The organism is Mesorhizobium sp. M0761, assembly GCF_040320205.1.
Classification (GTDB): Bacteria; Pseudomonadota; Alphaproteobacteria; order Rhizobiales; family Rhizobiaceae; genus Mesorhizobium.
Genome location: NZ_JAMYPF010000002.1, coordinates 430,241 through 453,491, shown reverse-complemented (window position 1 = coordinate 453,491; position 23,251 = coordinate 430,241). Strand labels below are relative to the sequence as shown.

General features: G+C 62.7%; 22 protein-coding genes and 1 pseudogene. 13 read left to right on the top strand and 10 right to left on the bottom strand.

Going from position 1 to position 23,251, the window contains the following annotated elements; genetic code table 11:
* Positions 1 to 130: 130 nt before the first annotated feature.
* The gene (gcvA, locus tag NKI32_RS05170; protein WP_023671280.1) at positions 131 to 1,099 is read right to left on the bottom strand and encodes a transcriptional regulator GcvA; all 969 of its coding nucleotides are present in this window, start codon (positions 1,097 to 1,099) and stop codon (positions 131 to 133) included.
* Positions 1,100 to 1,311: 212 nt separating this feature from the next.
* Between gcvA and speB the strand changes: the two genes are divergently transcribed.
* The 8 genes and pseudogenes from speB (at position 1,312) to NKI32_RS05130 (ending at position 8,586) form a co-directional block, all read left to right on the top strand.
* Positions 1,312 to 2,373 (top strand): agmatinase, encoded by a 1,062-nt coding sequence (speB, locus tag NKI32_RS05165; RefSeq protein WP_023714542.1) that lies wholly within the window; start codon positions 1,312 to 1,314, stop codon positions 2,371 to 2,373.
* Between the two features lie 83 nt (positions 2,374 to 2,456).
* Positions 2,457 to 3,251, top strand: a pseudogene (locus NKI32_RS05160) (transporter substrate-binding domain-containing protein).
* A 6-nt stretch (positions 3,252 to 3,257) separates the two neighbouring features.
* Positions 3,258 to 3,914 (top strand): amino acid ABC transporter permease, encoded by a 657-nt coding sequence (locus NKI32_RS05155; protein ID WP_353002140.1) that lies wholly within the window; start codon positions 3,258 to 3,260, stop codon positions 3,912 to 3,914.
* On the top strand, positions 3,911 to 4,558 hold the full coding sequence (locus NKI32_RS05150) for an amino acid ABC transporter permease (protein WP_353002138.1): 648 nt from the start codon (positions 3,911 to 3,913) through the stop codon (positions 4,556 to 4,558). Before NKI32_RS05155 ends, NKI32_RS05150 begins: the two co-directional genes overlap by 4 nt.
* A gap of 67 nt (positions 4,559 to 4,625) precedes the next feature.
* A complete protein-coding gene (locus tag NKI32_RS05145; RefSeq protein WP_502897902.1) occupies positions 4,626 to 5,714 on the top strand; it encodes an ABC transporter substrate-binding protein in 1,089 nt (362 codons plus the stop codon).
* Between the two features lie 183 nt (positions 5,715 to 5,897).
* Complete coding sequence (locus NKI32_RS05140) at positions 5,898 to 6,935, top strand: ABC transporter ATP-binding protein (RefSeq protein WP_353002136.1); 1,038 nt, start codon at positions 5,898 to 5,900, stop codon at positions 6,933 to 6,935.
* Entirely contained in the window at positions 6,932 to 7,786 is an 855-nt protein-coding gene (locus NKI32_RS05135; RefSeq protein WP_023732672.1) for an ABC transporter permease, read from the top strand. The genes NKI32_RS05140 and NKI32_RS05135 overlap by 4 nt, the downstream gene beginning before the upstream one ends.
* The gene (locus NKI32_RS05130) at positions 7,783 to 8,586 is read left to right on the top strand and encodes an ABC transporter permease (RefSeq protein WP_023693105.1); all 804 of its coding nucleotides are present in this window, start codon (positions 7,783 to 7,785) and stop codon (positions 8,584 to 8,586) included. Before NKI32_RS05135 ends, NKI32_RS05130 begins: the two co-directional genes overlap by 4 nt.
* 262 nt (positions 8,587 to 8,848) lie before the next feature.
* Here the strand turns inward: NKI32_RS05130 and NKI32_RS05125 are convergent, their stop codons facing one another.
* The 4 genes from NKI32_RS05125 to NKI32_RS05110 all read right to left on the bottom strand — a co-directional run bounded on the left by NKI32_RS05125 (position 8,849) and on the right by NKI32_RS05110 (position 12,941).
* Positions 8,849 to 9,007: a DUF1127 domain-containing protein gene (locus NKI32_RS05125; RefSeq protein ID WP_352497006.1), complete on the bottom strand. Its 159-nt coding sequence runs from the start codon at positions 9,005 to 9,007 to the stop codon at positions 8,849 to 8,851.
* A 128-nt stretch (positions 9,008 to 9,135) separates the two neighbouring features.
* Positions 9,136 to 9,432 (bottom strand): nickel-binding protein, encoded by a 297-nt coding sequence (locus NKI32_RS05120; protein ID WP_353002135.1) that lies wholly within the window; start codon positions 9,430 to 9,432, stop codon positions 9,136 to 9,138.
* Positions 9,433 to 9,587: 155 nt separating this feature from the next.
* Positions 9,588 to 11,387: a winged helix-turn-helix domain-containing protein gene (locus NKI32_RS05115; RefSeq protein WP_353002134.1), complete on the bottom strand. Its 1,800-nt coding sequence runs from the start codon at positions 11,385 to 11,387 to the stop codon at positions 9,588 to 9,590.
* A gap of 150 nt (positions 11,388 to 11,537) precedes the next feature.
* A complete protein-coding gene (locus NKI32_RS05110) occupies positions 11,538 to 12,941 on the bottom strand; it encodes an MATE family efflux transporter (protein ID WP_353002133.1) in 1,404 nt (467 codons plus the stop codon).
* A 282-nt stretch (positions 12,942 to 13,223) separates the two neighbouring features.
* On the opposite strand from NKI32_RS05110, the gene NKI32_RS05105 reads away from it, so the two are divergent.
* Positions 13,224 to 13,568: a hypothetical protein gene (locus tag NKI32_RS05105; RefSeq protein WP_353002132.1), complete on the top strand. Its 345-nt coding sequence runs from the start codon at positions 13,224 to 13,226 to the stop codon at positions 13,566 to 13,568.
* A 466-nt stretch (positions 13,569 to 14,034) separates the two neighbouring features.
* On the opposite strand, the gene NKI32_RS05100 is transcribed toward NKI32_RS05105, so the two are convergent.
* From NKI32_RS05100 to NKI32_RS05080, 5 genes are all read right to left on the bottom strand, one after another.
* Positions 14,035 to 14,796 (bottom strand): SDR family NAD(P)-dependent oxidoreductase, encoded by a 762-nt coding sequence (locus NKI32_RS05100; RefSeq protein WP_353002131.1) that lies wholly within the window; start codon positions 14,794 to 14,796, stop codon positions 14,035 to 14,037.
* Positions 14,797 to 14,824: 28 nt separating this feature from the next.
* Positions 14,825 to 15,637 carry an ABC transporter permease gene (locus NKI32_RS05095; RefSeq protein ID WP_353002130.1) on the bottom strand — a complete coding sequence of 271 codons (813 nt, stop codon included), beginning with the start codon at positions 15,635 to 15,637 and terminating at the stop codon, positions 14,825 to 14,827.
* Positions 15,637 to 16,500: an ABC transporter permease gene (locus NKI32_RS05090; RefSeq protein ID WP_353002129.1), complete on the bottom strand. Its 864-nt coding sequence runs from the start codon at positions 16,498 to 16,500 to the stop codon at positions 15,637 to 15,639. The genes NKI32_RS05095 and NKI32_RS05090 overlap by 1 nt, the downstream gene beginning before the upstream one ends.
* Before the next feature lie 61 nt (positions 16,501 to 16,561).
* Positions 16,562 to 17,725 (bottom strand): ABC transporter substrate-binding protein, encoded by a 1,164-nt coding sequence (locus NKI32_RS05085; RefSeq protein ID WP_353002128.1) that lies wholly within the window; start codon positions 17,723 to 17,725, stop codon positions 16,562 to 16,564.
* On the bottom strand, positions 17,706 to 18,842 hold the full coding sequence (locus NKI32_RS05080; RefSeq protein WP_023700452.1) for an ABC transporter ATP-binding protein: 1,137 nt from the start codon (positions 18,840 to 18,842) through the stop codon (positions 17,706 to 17,708). Before NKI32_RS05080 ends, NKI32_RS05085 begins: the two co-directional genes overlap by 20 nt.
* A gap of 113 nt (positions 18,843 to 18,955) precedes the next feature.
* On the opposite strand from NKI32_RS05080, the gene NKI32_RS05075 reads away from it, so the two are divergent.
* From NKI32_RS05075 to NKI32_RS05060, 4 genes are all read left to right on the top strand, one after another.
* Positions 18,956 to 19,765, top strand: a complete 810-nt coding sequence (locus NKI32_RS05075) for a helix-turn-helix transcriptional regulator (protein WP_353002126.1) — start codon at positions 18,956 to 18,958, stop codon at positions 19,763 to 19,765.
* A gap of 94 nt (positions 19,766 to 19,859) precedes the next feature.
* Positions 19,860 to 20,777 (top strand): AraC family transcriptional regulator, encoded by a 918-nt coding sequence (locus tag NKI32_RS05070; protein WP_023819728.1) that lies wholly within the window; start codon positions 19,860 to 19,862, stop codon positions 20,775 to 20,777.
* A gap of 229 nt (positions 20,778 to 21,006) precedes the next feature.
* Positions 21,007 to 22,278, top strand: a complete 1,272-nt coding sequence (locus NKI32_RS05065) for an ABC transporter substrate-binding protein (RefSeq protein ID WP_023693095.1) — start codon at positions 21,007 to 21,009, stop codon at positions 22,276 to 22,278.
* Positions 22,279 to 22,375: 97 nt separating this feature from the next.
* On the top strand, positions 22,376 to 23,242 hold the full coding sequence (locus tag NKI32_RS05060) for a carbohydrate ABC transporter permease (protein ID WP_023700455.1): 867 nt from the start codon (positions 22,376 to 22,378) through the stop codon (positions 23,240 to 23,242).
* The last annotated feature ends 9 nt before the right edge of the window (positions 23,243 to 23,251 follow it).

Genomic DNA, 23,251 nt, shown 5'->3' with positions numbered 1-23,251 from the left:
AATTCCGGACGGAAAACCGCCGCACTCGTTTCCTGGAATTGCCTGGCAAGAGCTTAGTAGCATTGAATTTTTGAAAGCGCTTCCCGCTTTCCGGGCTGGCCCGACAAAAAGCAGTCGCTCCGGTCCAGCCTCAACTCTTGGCGCCCACCACCCGCAGCGCCGGACGCTTCCGGCGGCTGCCGATGCGGCCAGCCACCGGCGCGTCGGCGCGGCTGTCGGCCTGTTCCTTTTCGGCGAACAGCCAGTCGACGAACAGCTGTACGATCGGCGCTGAACGCATCTCGTTGCGGCAAACGACGTAGAAATCGTCGACCGCCGGCACCGACAGGCTGAACGGCGCCACCAGCAGGCCCCTGGCGAGCAGCATGCTGGCGGTGACGGAATCGCCGAGCGCCACGCCATGTCCGTGAACCGCGGCTTCGATGGCCGTGCGGGCGTCGCCGAGATGGTGACGGCGGCCGCGTTCGAGGTCGAGCCCGTCGGCGGCGGCCAGCCAGGTGTGCCATTCGCGGCCATCATCGCCATGCAGGATGACATGGCCAGCAAGATCCCGGCAGATGCGGAGCGGCCGGTTGTTGATCAGCGTCGGGCTGACCACCGGGAACAGTTCGAGGCCCGACCATTTGCGCATCCAGCAATCGGTCCAGCTGCCGTCGCCATAGAGCACGCAGACATCGACCTGTGGGGCGCGGATGTCCTTGGGGTCGTTGGACGGGATCAGCGTCAACCTGATATCAGGATATTGCGCCATGAAGCTGCCGAGCCGCGGCGTCATCCACAGAAGCAGCAGCGCCGGCACGCAGGAGACCGACAGCGTACCGGCGCTGGCTGGCCTGGTCATGCGCTGGGTGGCGGCGGCGATGCCGTCGAAGGCGGTCGAGACCGCCGGCAGCAGTTCGGCGCCGTGCGGGGTGAGCTTTACCCGCTGTCCGGTGCGTTCGAACAGTTTTACGCCGAGTGATTGCTCGAGCGCCTTGATCTGGTGGCTGATCGCGCCGTGGGTGACGTTGAGCTCACTCGCCGCCTTGGTCAGCGAGGCATGCCGCGCCGTCGCCTCGAAGGCGCGCAGGGGATTCAAGGGGGGCAGACGCTTGGCCATGAGCAACCGGATACTCTGTGAGATTTTCTCACAATCAGCACCGTAACAATATCAATTGATTTTTCAATGCGGCTGCCGGACACTTTGGCAGGTCAACAGCATCAATGACGTGAAATCTACAGGCAGCCAGCGGGACAGCGACCCGGCCGGATGATGGTCAGTTCGCAGATGTCGCCACGGCCGCATGCATCAGCCCGCAGGAGGAGACCGACATGGGTTATGACAGAGGCAAGCTGGAAGCCTTGCGCCGCAAGTATGGCGAGAGCCATGGCGGCGAGATGTTCGACCCGAAGTTCCGCAAGGTCGCCGACAAGATCTTCTCCAAGAGCGGCACCCGACTCGCGCCCTATGCCGGCATCCCGACCTTCCTCGCCGCGCCCTACCGTGAAATCGCTGCCGACAATCCGGATTTCGGCGATTTGCAGGTGGCGATCATCGGCGTGCCGATGGATCTCGGCGTCACCAACCGGCCCGGCTCGCGCTTCGGGCCAAGGGCGCTGCGCGCCATCGAGCGCATCGGCCCTTACAATCATGTGCTGGAATGCGCGCCGACGCATGAGCTGCGCGTCGCCGACATCGGCGATACGCCGTTCCGCAGCCGCTACCGGCTGGAGGTCAGCCACGAAGACATCGAGCGCCGCACCAACCAGATCGTCGATGCCGGCGTGCTGCCGCTTTCGGTCGGGGGCGACCACTCGATCAGCCATCCGATCCTGAAGGCGGTCGGCAAAAAGGCGCCGGTCGGCATGATCCATATCGACGCCCATTGCGACACAAGCGGGCTGTTCGACATGACCAAGTTCCATCATGGCGGACCGTTCCGCAACGCGGTGCTGGACGGCGTGCTCGACCCGACCCGCACTATCCAGATCGGCATCCGCGGCTCGGCGGAGTATCTGTGGGAGTTCACCTATGAATCCGGCATGACGGTCGTGCATGCCGAAGAGGTGACGGGTCTCGGCATCCCGGCCATCATCGAGAAGGCGCGCAGAATAGTCGGCGACGGCCCGACCTACATTTCCTTCGACGTCGACAGTGTCGATCCGGCCTTCGCGCCGGGTACCGGCACGCCGGAAATAGGCGGCCTGACGACGCGCGAGGTGCTCGAACTGCTGCGCGGCTTGAAAGGTCTCAACATTGTCGGCGGCGATGTCGTCGAGGTGGCGCCGCAATATGACGCGACCACCAACACCGCCCATGTCGGCGCCCAGGTCCTGTTCGAGATCCTGAGCCTGATGGTGTTCAGCCCGGCGATCACCGGCAAGGGGGCCTGACGGATTTCACACGCAAAGGCGGCCGCCGCGCTGGAGCCGGCGGCCGTTTCCAAAACAAACAAGCTTCCAGAAGGGGAATACCAATGACAATCCAAATGAAATCAACCATCGCCGCCGCGCTGATGCTCGCCGGCCTCGGCTTCGCCTCCCAGGCCCATGCCGACGCCGTCGACGACATCACCAAGGCCGGCGCCATCAATGTCGGCATCTTCTCCGACTTTCCGCCCTTCTCCTCGGCCAGCGCCGATATGAGCATCAAGGGCTATGACGTCGACGTCGCGCAGGCGATCGCCGATTCACTCAAGGTGAAGCTCAATCTAGTCAGCGTCACCGGCCAGAACCGCATCCCGTATCTCACCGACAAGCGCGTCGATATCCTGATGAGCGTCGGCTATTCCAAGGAGCGCGAGGAGGTGATCGATTTCGCCGCCGCCTACGCGCCCTATTACATCGCCGTCATCGGTCCGGCGGCGCTCTCCGTCAAAGGCAAGGAAGACCTTGCCGACAAGTCGATCGCCGTAAATCGCGGCACGCTGGAGGATACGTCGCTGACCTAGGCGGCGCCGGCATCGGCCGACATCAAGCGCTTCGACAACTACAACTCCGTCATCCAGGCCTTCATCTCCGGCCAGACGCAGCTGATGGTGGTCGGCAATGATGTCGGCGCGCAGGTGCTGGCCAAGCAGGACGCGCTGAAGCCGGAGCAGAAGTTCCAGCTTTTGACCTCGCCTTCGCATATCGGCCTCAACAAGAAAGAGGACCGGCTGAAGACGACGGTCAATGATGCGGTTGCCAAGATGCTCGCCGACGGCAAGCTCGACGAGAGCTCGAAGGCTTGGCTGAAGACGCCGCTCAATCCCGACAACCTCAAGGATTGAGTTCCCGTGGCCTTTGCCTGGCTCCCAGGTGCTGTGGGCGACATCGCGCGCGGCGCGCTCACGACGATCCTGTTGATCGTCGTGACCACGCTGGTGGGTACGCTGCTCAGCATCCTCGGCGCTGCCGGCCGGCGCAACGGCCCGGTATTCGTGAAGCGCGCCATCGCGGTCTATGTGGAGGTGATGCGTAACACGCCGTTCCTGGTGCAGCTGTTCTTCATCTTCTTCGGCCTGCCCAGCCTCGGCATAAGGCTCGATCCGATCCTGGCCGCCATGCTGGCAATGACGCTCAACATGGCGGCCTACACCATTGAAATCGTCGGCGCCGGCCTCGATGCCGTGCCCGGCGGACAGACGGAAGCCGCGCTTGCACTCGGGCTTCGGCCACGCCAGGTGTTCATCAAGATCGTGCTGCCGCAGGCGCTGAAGGTGATCTACCCGGCACTGACCAGCCAGATCGTCATCATGATGCTGGAGTCCGCCGTTGTGTCGCAGATCGCGGTGCGCGAGCTGACCTATGAGGCCGACATGCTGCAGGCGCGCACCTTCCGTTCCTTCGAGACCTATTTCGTCGTGACCTTGGTCTATCTCGCTTTGTCGATGGCCTTGCGCCGGCTGCTGGTCACGGGCGGACGCCGCGTTCTGGGAGCCGGCGTGTCATGATCGAATTCACCTTCTGGGACATCGTTCGCAACCTTTTGCTCGCCGCGCGCTGGACGGTGCTTCTGTCGCTGGCCGCCTTCGTCGGCGGCGCGCTGGTTGGGCTGATCGTGCTGTTCTTCCGCATCTCAGAGACTAAATGGAGCCGGCGCATCGCCTCCGGCTACATCGCGCTGTTCCAGGGAACGCCGCTTCTGATGCAGCTGTTCCTGATGTTCTTCGGCCTGCCGATGCTGGGCCTGCGCATCGAGCCGTGGACGGCCGCCGTGCTCGGCCTGACCTTCTTTGCCAGCGCCTATCTCGCCGAGATATGGCGCAGCGGCGTCGATGCGCTGCCGCGCGGACAGTGGGATGCCGGCGCCAGTCTCGGCCTGCACCGTCTGCAGGAGCTGAGGCTCATCATCCTGCCGCAGGCCTTCTCGATCACAAGGGCGCCGATCGTCGGCTTCCTGGTGCAATTGATCAAATCGACGGCGCTGACCTCGATCATCGGCTTCGAGGAGCTGGTCAGGACTTCCAACGCCATCAACAACGCCACTTTCGAGCCGTTCAAGGTCTACGCGCTGGTGGCGCTGATCTTCTTCGTCATGTGCTTTCCACTGACGCAATACGCCCGTACGCTCGAACAACGAGCGGCGGCCCACTGACGCCAGGCGGCGACAGTGCGTGAAGGGAACCTGCCGGCATGGCCGGCATCAACTGAGGAGCAATCGGATGAACAGACTGATCGGAAAATCCATGACACGGCGCGGCGTGCTTGGCGCGGGCCTCGCAACAGCCGGCGTGCTCGCCATGCCGTCGATCCTGCGCGCGCAGGACAAGTCGCTGAAGGTCGGCGTCTATGGCGGCTACTTCAAGAAATCCTTCGACGAGCACGTCTTCCCCGACTTCACCAAGGCCACCGGCATTGCCGTGGAATCGGTCGCCGAGCCGACCGGCGAAGCCTGGCTGGTGCAGCTCGAACAGGCGTCCAAGGCCGGCCAGGCGCCGGCCGATCTTTCGATGATGTCGCAGACCTCGACGCTGAAGGGCCAGTCGACCGAATTGTGGACGCCGCTCGATACGTCGAAGTTCAAGCACTACAACGACCTGTTGCCGCGCTTCATCAACAAATACCCGGATGGCCGCGTTGCCGGCATCGGCGCCGTCGCCTGGTGGATCACGCTGGTCTCCAACACCGACGTCTACAAGGATGCGCCGACCTCGTGGGATGCGCTGTGGGACAAGGCCAATGAGGACAAGCTCGGTCTTCTGGCGCTTGCCTCCAACTCGTTCCTGCTCGAAGTGACGGCCAAGACCTTCATGGGCGGCACCAATGCGCTCGACACCGAGGAAGGCCTGAACAAGGCGTTCGAAAAGCTCGCCGAGCTCAAGCCGAATGTTCGCCTCTGGTACCGCGACGAGGCGCAGTTCGAGCAGGCGCTGAAGTCGGGCGAGATCCCGATGGGCCAGTATTATCACGACGTTACCGGGCTCGCGGCCGCAGACGGTTTCCATGTCCGCTCGACCTTCCCGAAGGAAGGCGGCATCCAGGATTCCGGCAATTGGGTGCTGTCGCGCGCCTCGACCAAGGTCGACGAGGCACATGCCTTCATCGACTATATGACCCAGCCGTCGATGCAGGGCCTGATGTCGCGCAAGGTCGGCACCACGCCGACACTGAAGAAAGAGGTGCTCGACCTCAAGCCGGAAGAGTTCGCCGCTGTGTCGTCGGATATCGATCCGATCATCCCGCGCTACGACCTCTATACGTCGAAGGCCGACTGGATCAACCAGAAGTGGACCGAGCTGATCGTCGGCTGAGCCGTTCGATCCGCTTGAAAACTGATCGGCCGCCGGATTTCTTCCGGCGGCCAGTTGGAGCAGTTCACCGTTTCATTCAAACGGCGACCTGCTTCAACTTCTTGCTTCTAGGCAATTCCGGACGGAAAACCGTTACACACTTTTCCTGGAATTGCTCCAGCGCACAGCCTGAGAGGGATGAGCATGTCCGGACTAGACATCAACAGCATCACCAAAAAATTCGGCAATTTCGCCGCCGTCGACAATGTCCAGCTCAACGTGCCGCATGGCACGTTCGTGTGTCTGCTCGGCCCGTCGGGCTGCGGCAAGACCACGCTGCTGCGCATGATTGCCGGACTGGAGGAGCCGACCAGCGGCGCCATCGTGCTCGACGGCGAGGACATCACGCCTTTGCCGACGCACAAGCGCAATCTCGGCATGGTGTTCCAGTCGCTGGCGCTGTTTCCGCATCTCTCCGTCGGCGACAACATCGCCTATGCGCTGCGCATTCGCGGCGCCTCGAAGGAGGAGCAGAAGAAACGCGTCGACGAGTTGCTGGGCCTCATCCATCTGACCGGCTTTGCCGACCGTCCGGTGGCCAAACTGTCGGGCGGTCAGCGCCAGCGCGTGGCAATTGCGCGGGCCTTGGCGCTGTCGCCGAAACTGTTCCTGCTCGACGAGCCGCTGTCGGCGCTCGACGCCAAATTGCGCGAGGCCATGCAGGTGGAACTGCGCCAGTTGCAGCAGCGGTTGGGCATCACCACCATCGTCGTCACCCACGACCAGCGCGAAGCCATGACCATGGCCGACCTGGTCGTCGTCATGGGCCACGGCAGAATCCTGCAGGCGGCGCCGCCGATCGAGATCTACCGCAAGCCGGCCGACGCCTTCGTCGCCGACTTCATCGGCATCACCAATCTGCTGCCGGCCGAGATCGACAGCACCGGGCGTACCACCATTCTGGGCACAGCCATTCCAGGTCTTGCCATGCCGGCGGGTCAGACCAAAGCGTCTGTTTCGGTCCGCCCGGAGGACGTGCATCTGGGCAGCCCCGGCGGCTCGGCCATTACCGGAGAGGTGAGCTTCGTTCGCGATCTCGGCGGCACCATCGAGACCTTCGTCGACGTCGGCGGCACCAGCATCATTGCGGTGACGACGCCGCGCGAGCGGCATGACGTGCCGGTCGGCGCCAAAGTCGGGGTCACGCTGCCACCGGCAAGCTGCGTGGTGCTCGGCGCATGAGACGCGAAGCCCCGAAGTCCATAGCCGACTATACGCCACTGTTCTTTCCGGCGCTGATGCTGATAGTCTTCTTCGTCGTGCCCTTCTCGACGATGATCGCGGTGAGCTTCTTCAAGCGCAACCCGTCCGGTTTCTACACGCCGGATTTCGTGTTCGACAATTACGCCCGCTTCCTGTCGGTGTTCTTCGGCGGCGTGCTCGGCTTTTCGCTAATGCTGGCGGTGCTGGTCGCCGTCTGCTGCGTCGCCATCGCCTTCCCCTTCACCTACCTTTTGACCCGTCGGCCGCGCCGCGTGCAGACGCTGTGGCTGGTCGGCCTCCTGTCGGTGCTGTCGCTGTCGGAAGTCATTATCGGCTTTGCCTGGTCGACGCTGTTTTCGCGCACCGCCGGCATCACCAATTTGTTCGTGGCGATCGGGCTGATGGACAAGCCGGTGGCGCTGCTGCCGACCTTTGGCGCGGTGCTGACCGGCATGGTCTACCAGGCGCTGCCCTATACGATCCTGGTGCTGTACCCCGCCCTCGTGCGCCTCGACCCGACATTGCTCGAGGCAGCGCGCACGCTCGGCGCCTCGCCGATCCGCGCCTTCTTCAACGTCGTCGCGCCGGCGCTCCGCAACACCATCGTGGCGACGCTGATCATGGTCTTCGTGTTCGCCCTCGGCTCGTATCTTTTGCCGCAGATTCTGGGACGGCCTCAACACTGGACGCTGTCGGTGTTGATTACCGACCAGGCGATCTACCAGTCCAACATGCCGTTCGCGGCCGCAATGGCGGTGTTCCTGGTGCTGATCTCGCTGGCGCTGGTCGGATTGACGCTGCTCGTCGGACGCCGCGAGAATGCACTATGACCGCGACCTTGCTGCGCCGTGTCTATTTCACCATCGTCGCTTTGTTCCTGGCGGCGCCACTGATCGTGGTGGCCGGGGTTTCGGTCAACTCGCGGCAGGAACTCAGCTTCCCGCCGGTCGGTTTCTCGCTCGCCTGGTACGCCCAGATCTTCACCGATCCGGAATGGCGGCTGGCGCTGATCCATTCGGTGACGCTGGCCGTCTGTTCGGCGGCGATTGCCGTTGCGGTGGCGCTGCCGCTGGCCTGGTTCTTGTGGCGGCGCATCGCGCCCTGGGCAAACATCTTCCAGGTGCTGGGGCTTGCCCCCTTCATCCTGCCGCCGGTCATCACCGCGCTCGGCTTCCTCTCCTTCTGGGCGACGGTCGGGCTGTTCGGCCAGTTCTTCACCGCCATCATCAGCCACGCCATTTTCTTCGTGACGCTGCCGCTGGTGACGCTGTCGCTGGGCTTTGCCTCGATCGACCGCTCGCTGGTCGAGGCCGCCGCCACCATGGGCGCCAACGACCGCACGGTGCTGAAAACCGTGGTGCTGCCGCTGATCCTGCCCTACCTCGTCTCGGGCTACGCCTTCGCCTTCGTCTTGTCGCTCAACGAATACATCGTCGCCTACATGACGATCGGCTTCACCACCGAGACGCTGCCGATCAAGATCTTCAACGCGCTGCGCTACGGCTACACACCGACCATGGCTTCGGTGTCGGTGTTCTTCGTCGCGGTGGCGGCACTGGTGTTCGGCTCGATCGCGCGATTTGGCGATATACGCAGGCTGCTCGGCGCGATGTCGTCGGACGGGAGTTGAGCGGACCCAGGCAACTTTGCATAGCGAGACTTCAGAATACGGCCGATCTGGACCAGATTCAGAAGGACAAAGAAAACGTTCCAGCCGACGACGTTCATGAGTGGCGCCGGCTGGCTGTAGAAATACACGGCAAGACAGATCGCAGCGGCTGTGGTGAGAATCCTCAGCCGCAAAATGTCCAGCGTGAAGTAGGCGATCACATACATGATGTTCGCCATGTTTATCAGAAGTTCCATGTCCCTGGTTTCCAATTCGCTGGCACTCAGACAAGACGGTCCTTGAAGTGCTCACGAACGGCATAGGAGATCGCACCGCGGCGAATGCCTATGTCCTTCAGGATGTGGTCAGGCAGTTCCTGCAAGGCCCTCTCGGCCCTGCGTGCTCTCAGACCGATCGAAACGCGTTTCAGGTAGTTAAACATTAGTTTCTCCATACGTGGGGAATTGCAGCGCTGGGAAGCGGCATGCCGCCCCGAGCGCGTCTGTTCATTGCTTGCTGGTTGGATGACGCTGCCCCGCTTTGATCACGCGAGGCAGCGACTGGAGGTCGTCAGGCCGCGGCCGTCATCGGATCGTTGCGAAGGATGACCGTGTCGAGGATCGGGTAGAATTCCTCACCGGGCATGCCGACGCGCTTGGCGTGATCCCGGATGGCATCGCCGTCTTTCGCCTCGTAGATGCAGAAGGTGCCGATGCGCCCGTCGGGTTCGTGCACGACATAGCTGCGGATCCAGCTGACCGTGCCCGACATCTGTTCCTTGGCGACCTTTGCCGATTTGGCGCCGGCGGCTTCGAGTTCCTGCAGAGATGCCCAAGCGCTGGGGCGGCGGATGACAAACAGGTTCATGATCTTTCCCTTTCGATTTCGCGCCAGCTTCTTCGCGGCGCCATTGATCGCAGGCGTGTCTGCCTGGCTGGGGAAAATTACCTCTAGGGGGACCGATCGTCCTTACCGGGACCTGATCTCTGGCTGATCTTTCGCTGTCACCGCTGATAAACTCGTCAGAGGGTGAGTTCCTGCGTAGAGCCATCGACAAGCGGCTGGCTATCGCGCGAAAAGCTATGGCTGAGCGTTGCGGCTTTCTCTTCCAGGCGCCGTGATCCCAGCTGGCGGGCCGATCTCTCAGCTGCGGTGATCTCCACTTTCGCTCCGCTGATGTCGCCGGAACTCAACAAGGCACTGGCGAGCTGCAGCCGGACCCTTGCCGCGTGATACTCGACGCCTGCACTGGTCCAGAGCTGGCGGGCCAATAGCAGAAGCCGATGTCCGTTCGGGTCGCCTGGCTCGCAAAGTGCGGCCTTGGTTTCGGCTATCAATGCTTGCGTTGCCGGTTGCCGCCAGCGTTCAGGCTGCGCATCGATTTCGTCGAGATAGATCGACGCCTGGGCTGGGCGCCCGCCGCGCGCTGCAATGCAGGCCGCATTCACCAGCAGGTTTCCGCGCCGCTGCAGATGGAACCACGACATCCCTTGCAGAGCCCTGTCGAGTGCAGCAAGCGCCCCGTCCAGATCGCCTGTTTCGGACAAAAGCACGGCATTGCCCGGCTCCGCGTCCCAGCCCAGTGCATAAGCCTGGTCGTAGTCGGCGCGCGCCGATGCGAGGTCGCCGATCATCGCGAAGATATCGCCGCGGACACGGAAGCCTTCGCCGAGCGACCAGGATTCCTCCGCGGAGAGTTTCGGAAGCGCTTCGTTTATGCAGGTCAGGGCTTCAGGCAATATCTGCTGTGCCGCCACCACTTCGGCTCGGTGAAGGTCGCACGCGCCCGAGGTCTGCGCAAAACTTGCGGTGCACCAGCTTTCGAAGCCTTCGCTCCACTGGCGAGCACGGGGCCAATCGGCGTATGTCCTGCAGCTCCACAGGATATTGCAGTAAACCAGACTGCCGGTGATCGGGTCGACCTGGCTCGACAAAGCGATGGCCGCCGCATGGTTCTGCTGCTCGCTGCCCTCGTCGATCTTGCCAAGGGCGAGATTGAAAAATCCCTTGTATGTCAGTGTCAGAGCTCGCAGGCCGGGATCGTCGCAATGTTCAGCTATCGCGTAAGCAGCTGACGCCAGTTGCAGCGCTTCCTCGGGGTGGCCGCCAGAAGATGCCAGGCGCGACTTCATCCAAAGCAGATAGGCTTGCGTACTATCGTCTGGCGACTGAGACAGAAGCGACGCAGCACGCTCCAGCCATCCCTCTGCGACGGAGCCGGATCCGCGCTCGGCCTGTATTTTTGCAAGTGTGACGGCGGATCTGGCGGCGCGGGCCAAGTCGCCGGAGTCGACATGAGCCGCCACCGCGCGGGCCAGCACAGGGATAGCCTCGGTCGGTCGCCCACCACATTCGACGACCAGCGCCCAAAGATCGACATCGGCAGGAGACAGATCTTCAGTGGCCGCCAAATGGGCGAAAAGTTTTGCAGCCGCGCTCCAATCGCGTGCCGCGGCCAGCCTGCGGGCGTCGGCAAGCTGGTCATCGCCTTGCAACGACGCGGGCCGCACGTAACCCAGTCCCGGTTCATCGATGGCGAAGCGATAGCCGTGGCGAACGTAGCTGTGGATTGCATCCTGCAACCCGCCTGCTGCAAGCACCTTTCGGGTGAGGCTGACGACCCGCTGAAGCGATGCTTCCGTCACGATGACATTCGGCCAGAGGGTGTCCATCAGTTCGTCTTTGGGGACCACCCGGCCGGCATTGCGCACTAGGTACACCAGCAGATCAAAGACAAGCGGCTGAATCTTCTGCCTAACGCCGCCTAGTGACAGCTTGCGGGCAGCTTCATCAAGTTCGAATTGTCCAAATGAGTGTCGCATCACCTTTCCCGATGCGACAATCTACATTATCGGCTCTGACTATGGGAGAGGCTTGGGCCGATAGGTCGCAAGCGCGTAGGTTAGGTCAGTAGCTAACGGCAGCTCCAGCGATAGTCCTCCATCCAAAACTGGACGGTCCGCTTTTTGTGTTCAGTGCCTGAAGACAAGTGGCGGTGCGATGCGGTCCCGCCGCAGCCAGCGCGCGAGCAGCAGCACCGCCACCACGGCCAGACCTGACGCCAGGCCGACCCAGATGCCGACGCCGTGCAGGCCGAAATGGAAGGCGAGCAGCACGCCGAGCGGCAGGCCGATGCCCCAATAGCCGATCGCGGCATAGATCATCGGCAGCTTGGTGTCGTGCAGGCCGCGCAGCATGCCGGCGGCAACGGCCTGCGCGCCGTCGAAGATCTGAAACAGCGCGGCAAAGGCCAGGAACGACACGGCCAGCGCGATCACCCTGGCGTTCGCCGGATCGGTCATGTCGATGAAGGCGCTGATCAACAGATGCGGCCACAGCACCATCACCAGCGCCATCAGAGCCATGGACGAGACGCCGATGACGAAGGCGGTCCAGCCGGCGCGCGAAACGCCTGCCGGATTGCCGGCGCCGTGGGCCAGCCCGACGCGCACGGTGACGGCCTGGTTGAGACCGAGCGGCACCATGAAGGAGATCGAGGCGATCTGGATGGCGATGGCGTGCGCGGCGAGCGAATCCGCATCGATCAGGCCCATCAGCAGGGCTGCGGCGTTGAAGATCGTCACCTCGAAGGCGAGGATGCCGGCGATCGGCATGCCGAGCCGCAGCAGACCCTTGAAGCGCGGCCAGTCGGAGCGCCAGAAGCGGCCGAACAGGCGGTAGCGGCGGAACTTCTTCTCCAGCATCACCACGGCTGCCAGGCCGCAGAACATCAGCGTGCTCGACAGCGTGGTCGCCAGCCCCGAACCGGCAATGCCCATTGAGGTGACGCCGAGATTGCCGAACATGAACACCCAGTTGAAAAAGGCGTTGCAGGCAACGGCGACGAAAACGATGACCAACGCCCAGCCTGGCCGCTCCAGCGCCGAGATGAAGGAACGCAGCACGATATAGCCGTAGAACGGCAGCACCGCCCATTCCAGCCAGCGCAGATAGATGCCGGCCTGGTGGGCGAGCGCCGGCTCCTGGCCCATGGCCAGCAGAATGGCCTCGCCATGCCACAGCACCATCCAGATCGGGATCGAGATCAGGATCGCCAGCCACAGCCCTTGCCGCACGGTGCGGCGCAAATCGCGCACCGAATAGCGGCGGCGGCCAAGCTCGGTGGCGATCATCGGCGAGGTCGCCAGCATCAGGCCGAGGCCGAAGATCAGCGGCATGAAATAGAGGTTGGCGCCGAGCGCGCCGCTGGCCAGCGTGTCCGCGCCCAGACGACCCATCATCATGACGTCTGTGGCGGTCATCGCGGTCTGGCCGAGATTGGTGAGCACCATCGGCCAGGCCAGCGCCAGCGTCGCCCTGATTTCCTGACGCCAAAGATTTTCCGGCGCACGAGCGCCGGCTTCGATCGCAGACATTGTCCTGCTCTTTCCGATTGCGGCGCGTCGGCAACGAGGCCGGAAGCCGCACTTCCAAACGGCAAAACCTTCGGTTTCGCAGCGTTTGCGTCGTTCTATTGGACGAAATGCGGCATGAAGGCAAGGGAAGACGGGCAGCCGGCGATTGAGCCAGCCATGGATACTCATCAACCGCGTTCATTTCGAAACTGCGTGGGCCTCCCCCCAAATGAAGCTCAGCACCCTTGCATGAGAACTAATTCATTACCATTTGCGCTAAATCATCAACAAGGGAGGCTTTAGATGGCCGTATATTTCTTTACTGCATCTGCGAAGAAACTTCTTGAGGATTTTGATTCAAGGATCGCCCAGAAGGAAGCAAAAGGTAAAATCGAAACCTGGGAGAAGGTTGGAGATTATTACACGCATAAAGCTGATGCATGGGCAAAAAAGGCATGGTTTAAAACCACGGTTTCGGATGATCGGCTTAAATTTAATATATATCCTTCTAAAGATCAAAAGGTTTCTGTTATCGCCTATGGCTATTACCACGGCCATCTTATCGAAACTTTTCTCAATCACTTCGACAATAGTTTCACCTCGGGCTCTGCAACTGCGAATGCAAAAGATGGTGACCACGTCGGATAATGGACCGTTCCAGCACACCTAGCACCAAGATTCGAATCAAGCGGCGCGGTGGCAACTCCTTTTGAAGAGTGGTGAGCACGTGTGAGAGGCGCGTTCCCACGTATCCCAGAAAAAGTCGCACGATACTGGCTGCATGAGCATTGGAACCATTCTCCTTATGGCTGGCTGCCCTGACGCCAAAGATTTTCCGGCGCACGAGCGCCGGCTTCGATCGCAGACATTGTCCTGCTCTTTCCGATTGCGGCGCGTCGGCAACGAGGCCGGAAGCCGCACTTCCAAACGGCAAAACCTTCGGTTTCGCAGCGTTTGCGTCGTTCTATTGGACGAAATGCGGCATGAAGGCAAGGGAGGACGGGCAGCCGGCGATTGAGCCAGAGGCGGGAACCCTCCTATCCGGCTGCCCTTATTTGTTTTTCGCAATTCCGGACGGAAAACCGTTACACACTTTTCCTGGAATTGCTCTAGATCAGCCGATGCTTTCGCCGCCGTCGATCACCAGCGCCTGGCCGGTCATGAAGGATGAGCGGTCCGAGACGAGGAACAGGATCGCTTCTGCGATCTCTTCGGCGCTCGCCCAGCGGCCCATCGGAATCTTGGTGCGGACATAGGTTTCGATCGCCTCGCGTCCGCCCATCTGGGCGATGAACGGCTCGTTGAAAGGCGTGTCGACCCAGCCCGGGCAGAGCGCGTTGACGCGCACATTGTGGCGGGCATAGTCGAGCGACATCTGTCTGGTCATCGCCACCACCGCATGTTTGGACGTGGCATAGGCGATCATCTCGCGGTCGTAGAAGACGCCCGAATTCGAAGCCGTGTTGAGGATGACGCCGCCGCCTTGCGCGACCATCGCCGGCATGGCCAGCCGCGCGGCCAGGAACTGCGCCCGTACATTGATGCGCCAGGACGCATCCATGCCATCGACCTCGACCTCGGTCAGCGTGCCGCCGACCTGGATGCCGGCGTGATTGTGCAGGATGTCGATGCGGCCATACTTGCCGAGCGTGCCTGTGATGAGCTGCCCGACCGCCGCGTCGTCAGAGACGTCGGTGACAATCGCCTCGGCCTGCCCGCCCACTGCCCGGATGTCCGCCGCTGTCGTCTCGCCGCTGGTCTTATCCCGGTCGGCGATGACCACCACAGCGCCTTCGCTGGCCATGATCATGGCGCCGGCGCGGCCGATGCCGGAACCGGCGCCCGTCACCACGGCGATGCGGTCTCTAAGGATCATGAATTTGTCTTTCAGCTGGATGGCTTGTTCAGTTTGACGGCTGGCGCTGGCGCAGCTGCCATTGGGCAAGCACCACCAGAAGAACCGAGGCGACGAGCACGATGGTGGCGATGGCGTTGATTTCCGGCGTCACGCCGCGCCGGATCGAGGCGAAGACATAGATCGGCAGCGTCGTCTGCGCGCCGGCGACGAAGAAGGCGACGATGAAATCGTCGAAGGAGAAGGTGAAGGCGAGCAGGAAGCCGGCGATCACCGCCGGCATGATCTGCGGCAGCACGATCGAGCGAAACGTCGTCAGCGGCGTGGCGTAGAGATCGCTCGAGGCCTCGACCAGGTTGCGGTCGAGGCTGGCGAGACGCGTGCCGACGATCATCGTCACCAGCGCCATCGAAAACAGGCCATGCGCGGCAATGATCGATCCATAGCCGAGCGACAGGCGCGGCGGCTGGTCGTTTGGCCAGATCGAGGCGAGGAACGGGTTGAGCACGCCAAACAGCTGGACCAGCGCGACAAGCGTCGAGATGCCGATGACGACGCCGGGAACGACGATCGCGGCACCCATCAGCGCGTCGAAGACGGCGCGGGTTCTGGGCCCGACCCGCGCCAGGCCGAGCGCTGCTGCCGTGCCGCACACCGCCGCCAGAAGCGCGCTGGTGGTGGCGATGAACAGGCTGTTCTTCAGCGCCTCGATCAGGAACGGGTTCGACAGCGCCGTGCCGTACCACTGCACCGAAAAGCCGGTGAACTCGCTAGCATGGCGGCCGGCGTTGAAGGAGAACAGCACGACCAGCGCGATCGGCAGATAGAGAAAGGCGAAGACGGCGGTGACGAAGGCGCGCATCAGATCAGATCCACCCTGCGGGCGCCCGACACCCGTGTCGAGATACGGTTTGCCGCGATCAGCACCATCACCGAAACCGCCACCAGCGTGATGGCGATGGCCGATCCGAACGGCCAGTTGCGCGACTGCAGGAACAGGTCGACCAGCGCATTGCCTATGAAGAACACCTTGCCGCCGCCAAGCAGCGTCGGGATCAGGTATTCTCCAAGCAGCAGGATCATGACCAGTGAGAAGCCGGTCATGACGCCCGGCAGCGACAGCTTCAGCGTCACCCCCAGAAAGGTTGAGAGCGGGGTCGCGCCGAGATCGGCGGAGGCTTCCAGCAGCCTTCGGTCGAGCCGCTCGAGACTGACATAGATCGGCAGGATCATCAGGGGCAAATAGCCGTAGACAATGCCGAGCAGAACGGCGCCCGGCGTGTTGATCAGCCTGACATCCTCGATGCCGACAAAGGCCAGCAGTGCGGGAATGCCGCGTCCGCCCAGAATGTACATCCAGGCGTAGGTGCGCATCAAAAGGCTGGTCCAAAAGGGAATGACGACGAGCGCCAGCAGGATCAGCCGCCAGCGTTGCGGCGCCTTCAGGGCGAGATAGTAGGCAACCGGGTAGGCGACGAGCAGGCAGGCAAGCGCGCCCACCGGCGCCAGCATCGTCGTGTTCCAGAAAGCAGTCGCCCGCGCCGGAAGATTGGCATACTGCGCCAGCGTGAAGGCGGCCTGATAGCCGCCCTCCGGCGCCCGCTCGCCGACGCTGAACACGGCCATGGCGATGAACGGCAACACCAGAAACACCACCAGCCACGCTGTAGCCGGAGCGAGCAGCAGCGCTGTCAGGATGTTATACCGAAATCTGTTGCCGTGCATGGAAACCGCCCCGATGCCGGCGGACATAGGCCCACCGGTTTCCGTTTGCGTCAGGCCAGCCTCAAGCCGACTTGAAGCGCGCCATCAGCTCGGCGCGACCCGGATCGGTCAGTGTTGCCGCCGCGCCGAACTCAAGCGGTGTCAACAGGTCGGCCGCCGGGTAAAGGATCGGATTGTCGAGCACTTCCTTGGGCAGCAGCTTGTTGACGCGTGCGTCGGTCGAGGGCGCGCCGTTGGCGAGATGCTCCTTCACAGCAACCTCCGGGGTCATCAGATAATTGAGCAAGGCATAGCCGGCCGGCTTGTTCGGCGCGTCCTTCGGGATGGCGTAGAAATCGGTCCAGATTTCCCCGCCCTCCTTGCCCAGCACGTAGGCGATCTCCGGGATATCGCGATGCAACTGCGCGCCGTCATTCGTCCAGCACATGGCCATCCAGGCGTCGCCCGCCCGCATTCCCGGCTGGTAGTCGGACGAGACCGCGAACAGATGCGGCTTGACCTTGAGCAGCAGCTCCTCGGCCTTGGCGAGCTCGTCCTGCTTCAGCGAGTTGAAGGAATGGCCGTAATATTTCAGCGCGTTGCCGATGGTGGTCAGCTGGTAGTCGTGGACCATGGTGCGGCCATCGCCCTCGGCCATGGCGACGTCCCAGAATTCCTTCCAGCTGGTCATCGGCTTGGCCAGCTTCTTGGTGTTGACGGCAAAGCCCGTGGTGCCCCAGTTCTTCGGCACCGCGTAGGTCGTGCCGTCGATCGTGCCTTCCGAGGTGAAGCGCGGGTCCTCCTGGGAGCTGTCGAAATTCGGCAGCTTGGCCATGTCGAGCGGATCGATGATGCCGAGTTTCTTGTAGGTCGAGATCGTGTAGTTGGTCGGCACGAACAGGCTCCAGCCCGAGGCGCCGGCCTGCAGCTTGGCCAGCATCTCCTCATTGGAGCCGAACACGTTGACCTCGACGGCGACGCCGGTGTCCTTCTTGAAATTCTCGAAGGTCTGCGGGTCGTGATAGTTCGGCCAGGTGGCGATCGACATGCGGTCGCCGAGGTTTTCGGCGGCGAAGGCCGGCGTCGGCATGATGCCGAGCTCGCGCGCCATCACCGCGGTTGCGATGCCAAGGCCGGTGAGGCCGAGGAAGTCGCGGCGGCCGATCGAGCCGCGCTTCAGGCGCATCAGCTGGTCGACGAAGTTCTCAGGGCTAATCGGCAGTCCGTCACGATATGATTTCGACATTTTTTGCTACCCTCTGGTTGGTCCCGTTGTTCTTGGTCTCCGGAAACGCCAGCGGCGTCCCGGAGGCAAAGCCGATGGCGACGGGTTCACCCGGCTTGAAGAGGTTGCCATGGCCGATCACATGGTCGGCCTTGGCCAGCAGCGTTCCGATACCCTGCACCTCGATGGCGTATTCCGCCGTCGAGCCCAAGAAGATCCGGTTGCGTACGATGCCCTTGAAAGGGCTGCCTTTGGTGGCGCCGAGGCTTAGCGATTCAGGACGCAGGCTAACAGAAACGGTCTCGCCCTGCTGCAAGGCGGTTCGTTTGCGCGCGGCAATGACGGTCCCGTCCGCCAGCGCCACATTGACAAGATCGCCTGTATGCCCGGCAACCTTGCCGCTCAACAGATTGGTCTTGCCGACGAAGTCGGCGACGAACAGGTCGGCCGGCTCGTCATAGATCTCGCTTGGTTGCCCGAGCTGTACGATGCGGCCGCCGTTCATGACGCAGACGAAGTCGCTCATCGACAGCGCCTCCTCCTGGTCGTGGGTGACCAGCACGAAGGTGATGCCGATCTCGCGCTGCAGGTTCTGCAGCTCGATCTGCATGTCGGTGCGCAGCTTTTTGTCGAGCGCTGCCAGCGGCTCGTCGAGCAACAGCACGGCCGGCTTGTTGACCAGTGCGCGCGCCAGCGCGACGCGCTGCTGCTGGCCGCCGGAGAGTTCGTGGATCTTGCGGCGGCCATAGCCGGCGAGCCGCACCATTTCGAGCGCCTCGCCGGCGCGCCGGCCGATTTCCTGCGACGACAGGCGCGGCCGTGCCTGGCGCAACCCGTAGGACACATTGGCTTCGACATCGAGATGCGGAAACAGCGCGTATTGCTGGAACACCATGTTGACCGGCCGACGATAGGGCGGCGTTCCGGCCATGTCCCGGCCACGGATAAACACCTGGCCTTCGCTCGGCTGCTCGAAGCCGCCGATCATGCGCAGGCATGTGGTCTTGCCGCAGCCGGACGGTCCGAGAAGGGCGACAAAGGCGGAGGGCGGCACAGCCAGATCGATGCCGCTGACAGCGGTCACGGCGCCATAGCGCTTGGTGACGCCGCGAAACTCGATGTCGGGCACTGCGGTCAAAGTGCTGGCTCCAGCAACAGGGCTATTCCAGGACGCTACCAGAGCCAATGGCGGCTAGTATATACCTCACTGGTGGTATATCTGATCTATTTTCTCGTTTGAGGGGGTATAGGTTGAGTGCGTCCCGCAGCGACGAATACAGCCGGCTCGCAGCCCTTGTCGCGGCAACGCGAGAGACCAGCGGCGAAATGTTCGGCCAGGCAATGGTCGATTGGCTGAGCCAGCATGTCAGCTTCGACCACTGCGTTATCTTCGGCTATCGCGGCGCATCGCGACCGCCGCTGCTGTTCGAAACCTTCTCGCCGGCCGAGAGCCATGTCTTCGTCACGCTCTATCAGGAAGGACCTTATCTGCTCGACCCATTTCATCACGCGGCGGTGGAGCGCAAGGAGGGGTTCTGGCGCATGCGCGAACTGGCGCCCGACCGCTTCTATGCCAGCGAGTATTTTCGCACCTACTATAGCCAGACAAGGCTGGCCGAGGAGGTCGGCTTCTTCGTGCCGCTGCCCGGCAAGGATGCCCTGGTGCTGTCGCTGATGCGATTGCACGCGTCGGGTCCCTTCGGCACCGCCGATGCCAGGCTGCTGCGCGACATGGCGCCGGCGGTCATCAACTTCGCCCGGTTGCGCTGGCCCGCACTTTCGGCCGAGGAGCAGGACGAAGCGGAGCAGGGCGAGACGATCGCCGCCGTCGACGAGTTCGACCGCGCCCACATCTGGGAAAGCCTGTCGCTGACCCCGCGCGAAAAGCATGTCGTCGATCTGGTGCTGCAGGGGCATTCCACCGAGTCGATCGCGAGAGCCATGCGCATCGTGCCGGGAACGGTGAAGGTCCATCGCCGCAACATCCATCGCAAACTCGGCGTCAAATCCCAGGCCGGGCTGTTCGCCCGCTTCATTGAGATCATCGAGAGCCGGCGTTGAAATCGCTGAGGCAGACATCGTTCACTTGCGGGCAACAGACTGCTACGGATTACCCGAAACCAGTCGCTTCCTCATACGCCCCGGAGAGCAGACGATGGCATTCAGGCGCAGAAAGAACACGGCCGCGATCCCTCGCACGGTGCCGGCTTTCGAGCACATCGTCACCGAGGCGAGCGACAGTTTCCTGTGGCGGCTCGACGACTATCCCTGGGAGCGCAATGTCTGGAATTTTCATCCGGAATACGAGATCCATCTCCTGAGGAAGTCTTCCGGGGTCGCGCTGGTCGGCGATCACATCGGCGAATTCGGGCCGGGCTACCTGAGCATCGTCGGCGGCGGGCTGCCGCATGACTGGGTGACATCGGTGCAACCCGGCGAGCTGATCGAAGGACGCGACATCGTGCTGCAATTCGATCCGCAGCGGCTGCGCGGCTCGGCGGGACTGCTGCCGGAGCTGCGCGAACTGGAACCGTTCCTGGAGCGATCGCTGCGCGGCCTGGTCTTCCATGGCCGCGCCGCGCTCGAAGGCGCCGCGCTGATGGAACGGATGGGCACGGTGCACGGGCTCGCCCGGTTTTGCCTCTTCCTCGAACTGGTCGATCTGCTGGCCAGGACAGACGAATACGAGCTTTTGTCCTCGCCGGATTTCTCACCCGCGCTCGACGCAACCTCGCTGGACATCATCCAGCGCACGCTGACCTATCTCTTCCAGCATTTCGCCGAGGATCTGAAGCTGCCGGAGGCGGCGGAGCTGGCGGGGATGAGCGAAAGCACGTTTTCGCGCTTCTTCCAGAAAAACACCGGCAACAGTTTCAGCGACCACATCGCCAAGCTCCGGCTCTGGCAAGCCTGCAAGCTGCTGGCGGACACCGATATTCCGATCACCGACATCTGCTTCCAGGTCGGCTACATGAACATCTCCAACTTCAACCGCGCCTTCCTGCGCAAGCACCGGATGACGCCGTCATCCTACCGCAAGCTGTCGAAGCAGCGGATGACGATGCGCGCCTGAAAACCGGCCTTCCTCACTCCATCGGTACTCATGTGACAGAGCCCGTGCAGGCGGGCCGGATTTTGCAGCGCACAATGCATAAAAGTACAGGTCTGCTGCAACGGGGCTTCTAGCGCGGCCTTTAGCAACTCCTCATTTTGGCGATGGGTGGCTTGTCGCTCGGGCGATGGCGAGGATCGCGCAACCGAAGACTTCCGCTTCCTGCGACTGTTCCTGGAGGAGAAAATCAATGAAACCAATTCGGCTTGCTGCGAGCATAAGCGCAGCTTTCATGCTTACCACGACCCTCTCGACCATGGCGCTGGCGGCGCCGGTCTGCTCGGCGCCGGTCAAGGTGCTGGCGCAACCGCGTGACGGGCTGACGCTGCTGGAGGCGTCCAAGGACGAGTTCCAGAAACTGGCCGGCGCCAGCTTCCAGATCGACTATCTCAACGAGAACGACCGCCGGGCAAAGTCGCGCGCCGATGCGTCCACGGTCGGCAACTACAACGTCTACTATGTCGACGAAGCCAATGTCGCGCTGTTCGCCTCGTCGAAATGGATCGTGCCGCTCACCGACTATTACCCGGCTGACTACGACTACGCCGATTTCGACCCGGGCCGGCAGAAGGTCGCCACCTATGACGGCAAAGTGTGGTTCGCGCCGCTGACCGGCGGCGGCGACCTGATGGTCTACCGCAAGGACATTCTGGAAGCCGCCGGCATCCAGCCGCCGAAGACGCTGGACGAGTTGATCGCCGACGTGCCGAAGCTGACCGATCCCGACAAGGGCATGTACGGCATCGCGCTGCGCGGCGCGCGTGGCTCGGGCGCCAATGTCTGGCGCTGGATGCCGTTCTTCAAGGCCTATGGCGGAAAATGGTTCGACGGTGACAAGCCGGCTTTCAACTCCGAGGCCGCGGTCAAAGCGACCGAGACCTATCTTAAACTGTTCAAGGATTCAGCGCCCGGCACGCAGACCGGCAGCTGGGATGAATCGACCGGCGCCTTCCTGTCGGGCCAGGTTGCCATCTTGGTCGAATCGACGCCGCTGTCGGGCATGGCGGTCGACCCGAAGACCTCGCAAGTGGTCGGCAAGATCGGCTTCCTGCCGCCGCCCTCGCCACTGACCGGCGGCGGCTACGGCCACGGCCTCGCCATCGCCGCCAAGGCCAATGCCGATGACGCCGCGAAGCAATGCGCCGGCCTGTTCATCGCCTGGGCGACGTCGAAGGAGAACGAGAAGCGCCGGCTCGACGCGCACCAATTCGGCGAGCTCAACCGCACCAGCGTGCTGTCCAGCAAGGAGTTCGCCGACATCTATGGCGCCGATCTCGGCCAGGCGCTTGCGGATACCGGCAAGGTGACGGCGGTGAACTTCTGGCAGGATCCGCGCTGGCCGGATCTCGGCGACCGCTGGGGCATCATCCTGGAAGAGCTGGTCACCGGCACGCGCACCGACGTCAAGGGCGGCCTCGACGAACTCGAGGCCTACGCCAACGAGCTGGTGAAGAAGAAGTAATCCTCCCGCCCGCGGCGCGCGGTCCACGGCATTCGACCGGATGCCGGGACCTGTGCGCCGCGGGTCTCTCCAAAAAGGCACAGCCCGAGGATAGGCAATGCGCCGACGCTCTTCCCTGCCCGTGACGTTTCTGGTTCCGACGCTCGCCATTCTTCTGGTGCTGTCGATGGTGCCGACGCTGTACGCCATCGTCATTGCGCTGCAGAACCGCGAGCTGAGCTCGTCGGACTATTCCTGGGTCTGGCTGTCGAACTTCATCGACCTGTTCGCCGACCGGCGTTTCCTCAACGCGGTCTGGGTTTCGGTGAAGTGGGAAATCGTCACCGTGGTGGCGACGATGATGGTGGCGATCGGGCTCGGCGTGCTGATGTTCGAAGTAGCGTCGCCGCGGCTGCGCAACATCTACTGCCTGCTGTTCATCATCCCGGTGCTGTTGCCGCGTGTCTCGGCGGCCTTCGTGTGGAAGTTTGCCTATCATCCGCTCTACGGCATCGCCACCTATCCCTACAGGCTGATCACCGGCGGGCTGATCTTCGACCCGCTGTCGAAGCCGTCGATTGCCCTGTTTGCCGTCGCCTCGGTCGATGTCTGGCAGTGGGGACTGTTCTTCGCGGTCATCGTGCTGAAGCTTCTGGAGACCTTGCCGCCGCAGCCGATCGAAGCGGCGCGGCTCGACCACGCCAAACGCTGGCAGATCCATGCCTATGTGACCTTGCCTATGCTGAAGGCGCCGCTGATCAGCCTGATGTTCGTCAAGATGATCGAATCGCTGCGCTCCTTCGACCTGATTTATGTGATGACGCGCGGCGGGCCGGGCGTGGCGACCGAGACGCTCGACATGTACGCCTTCTCGCAAGGCTTCATCGAATCCGGCAAGGTGTCCTATGCCTCGGCCATGGCGGTGCTGATGATGATCGCGACTGTCATCACCTTCACCATGCTGTGGAAGCGGGTGCAGGCATGAGGCCGTATC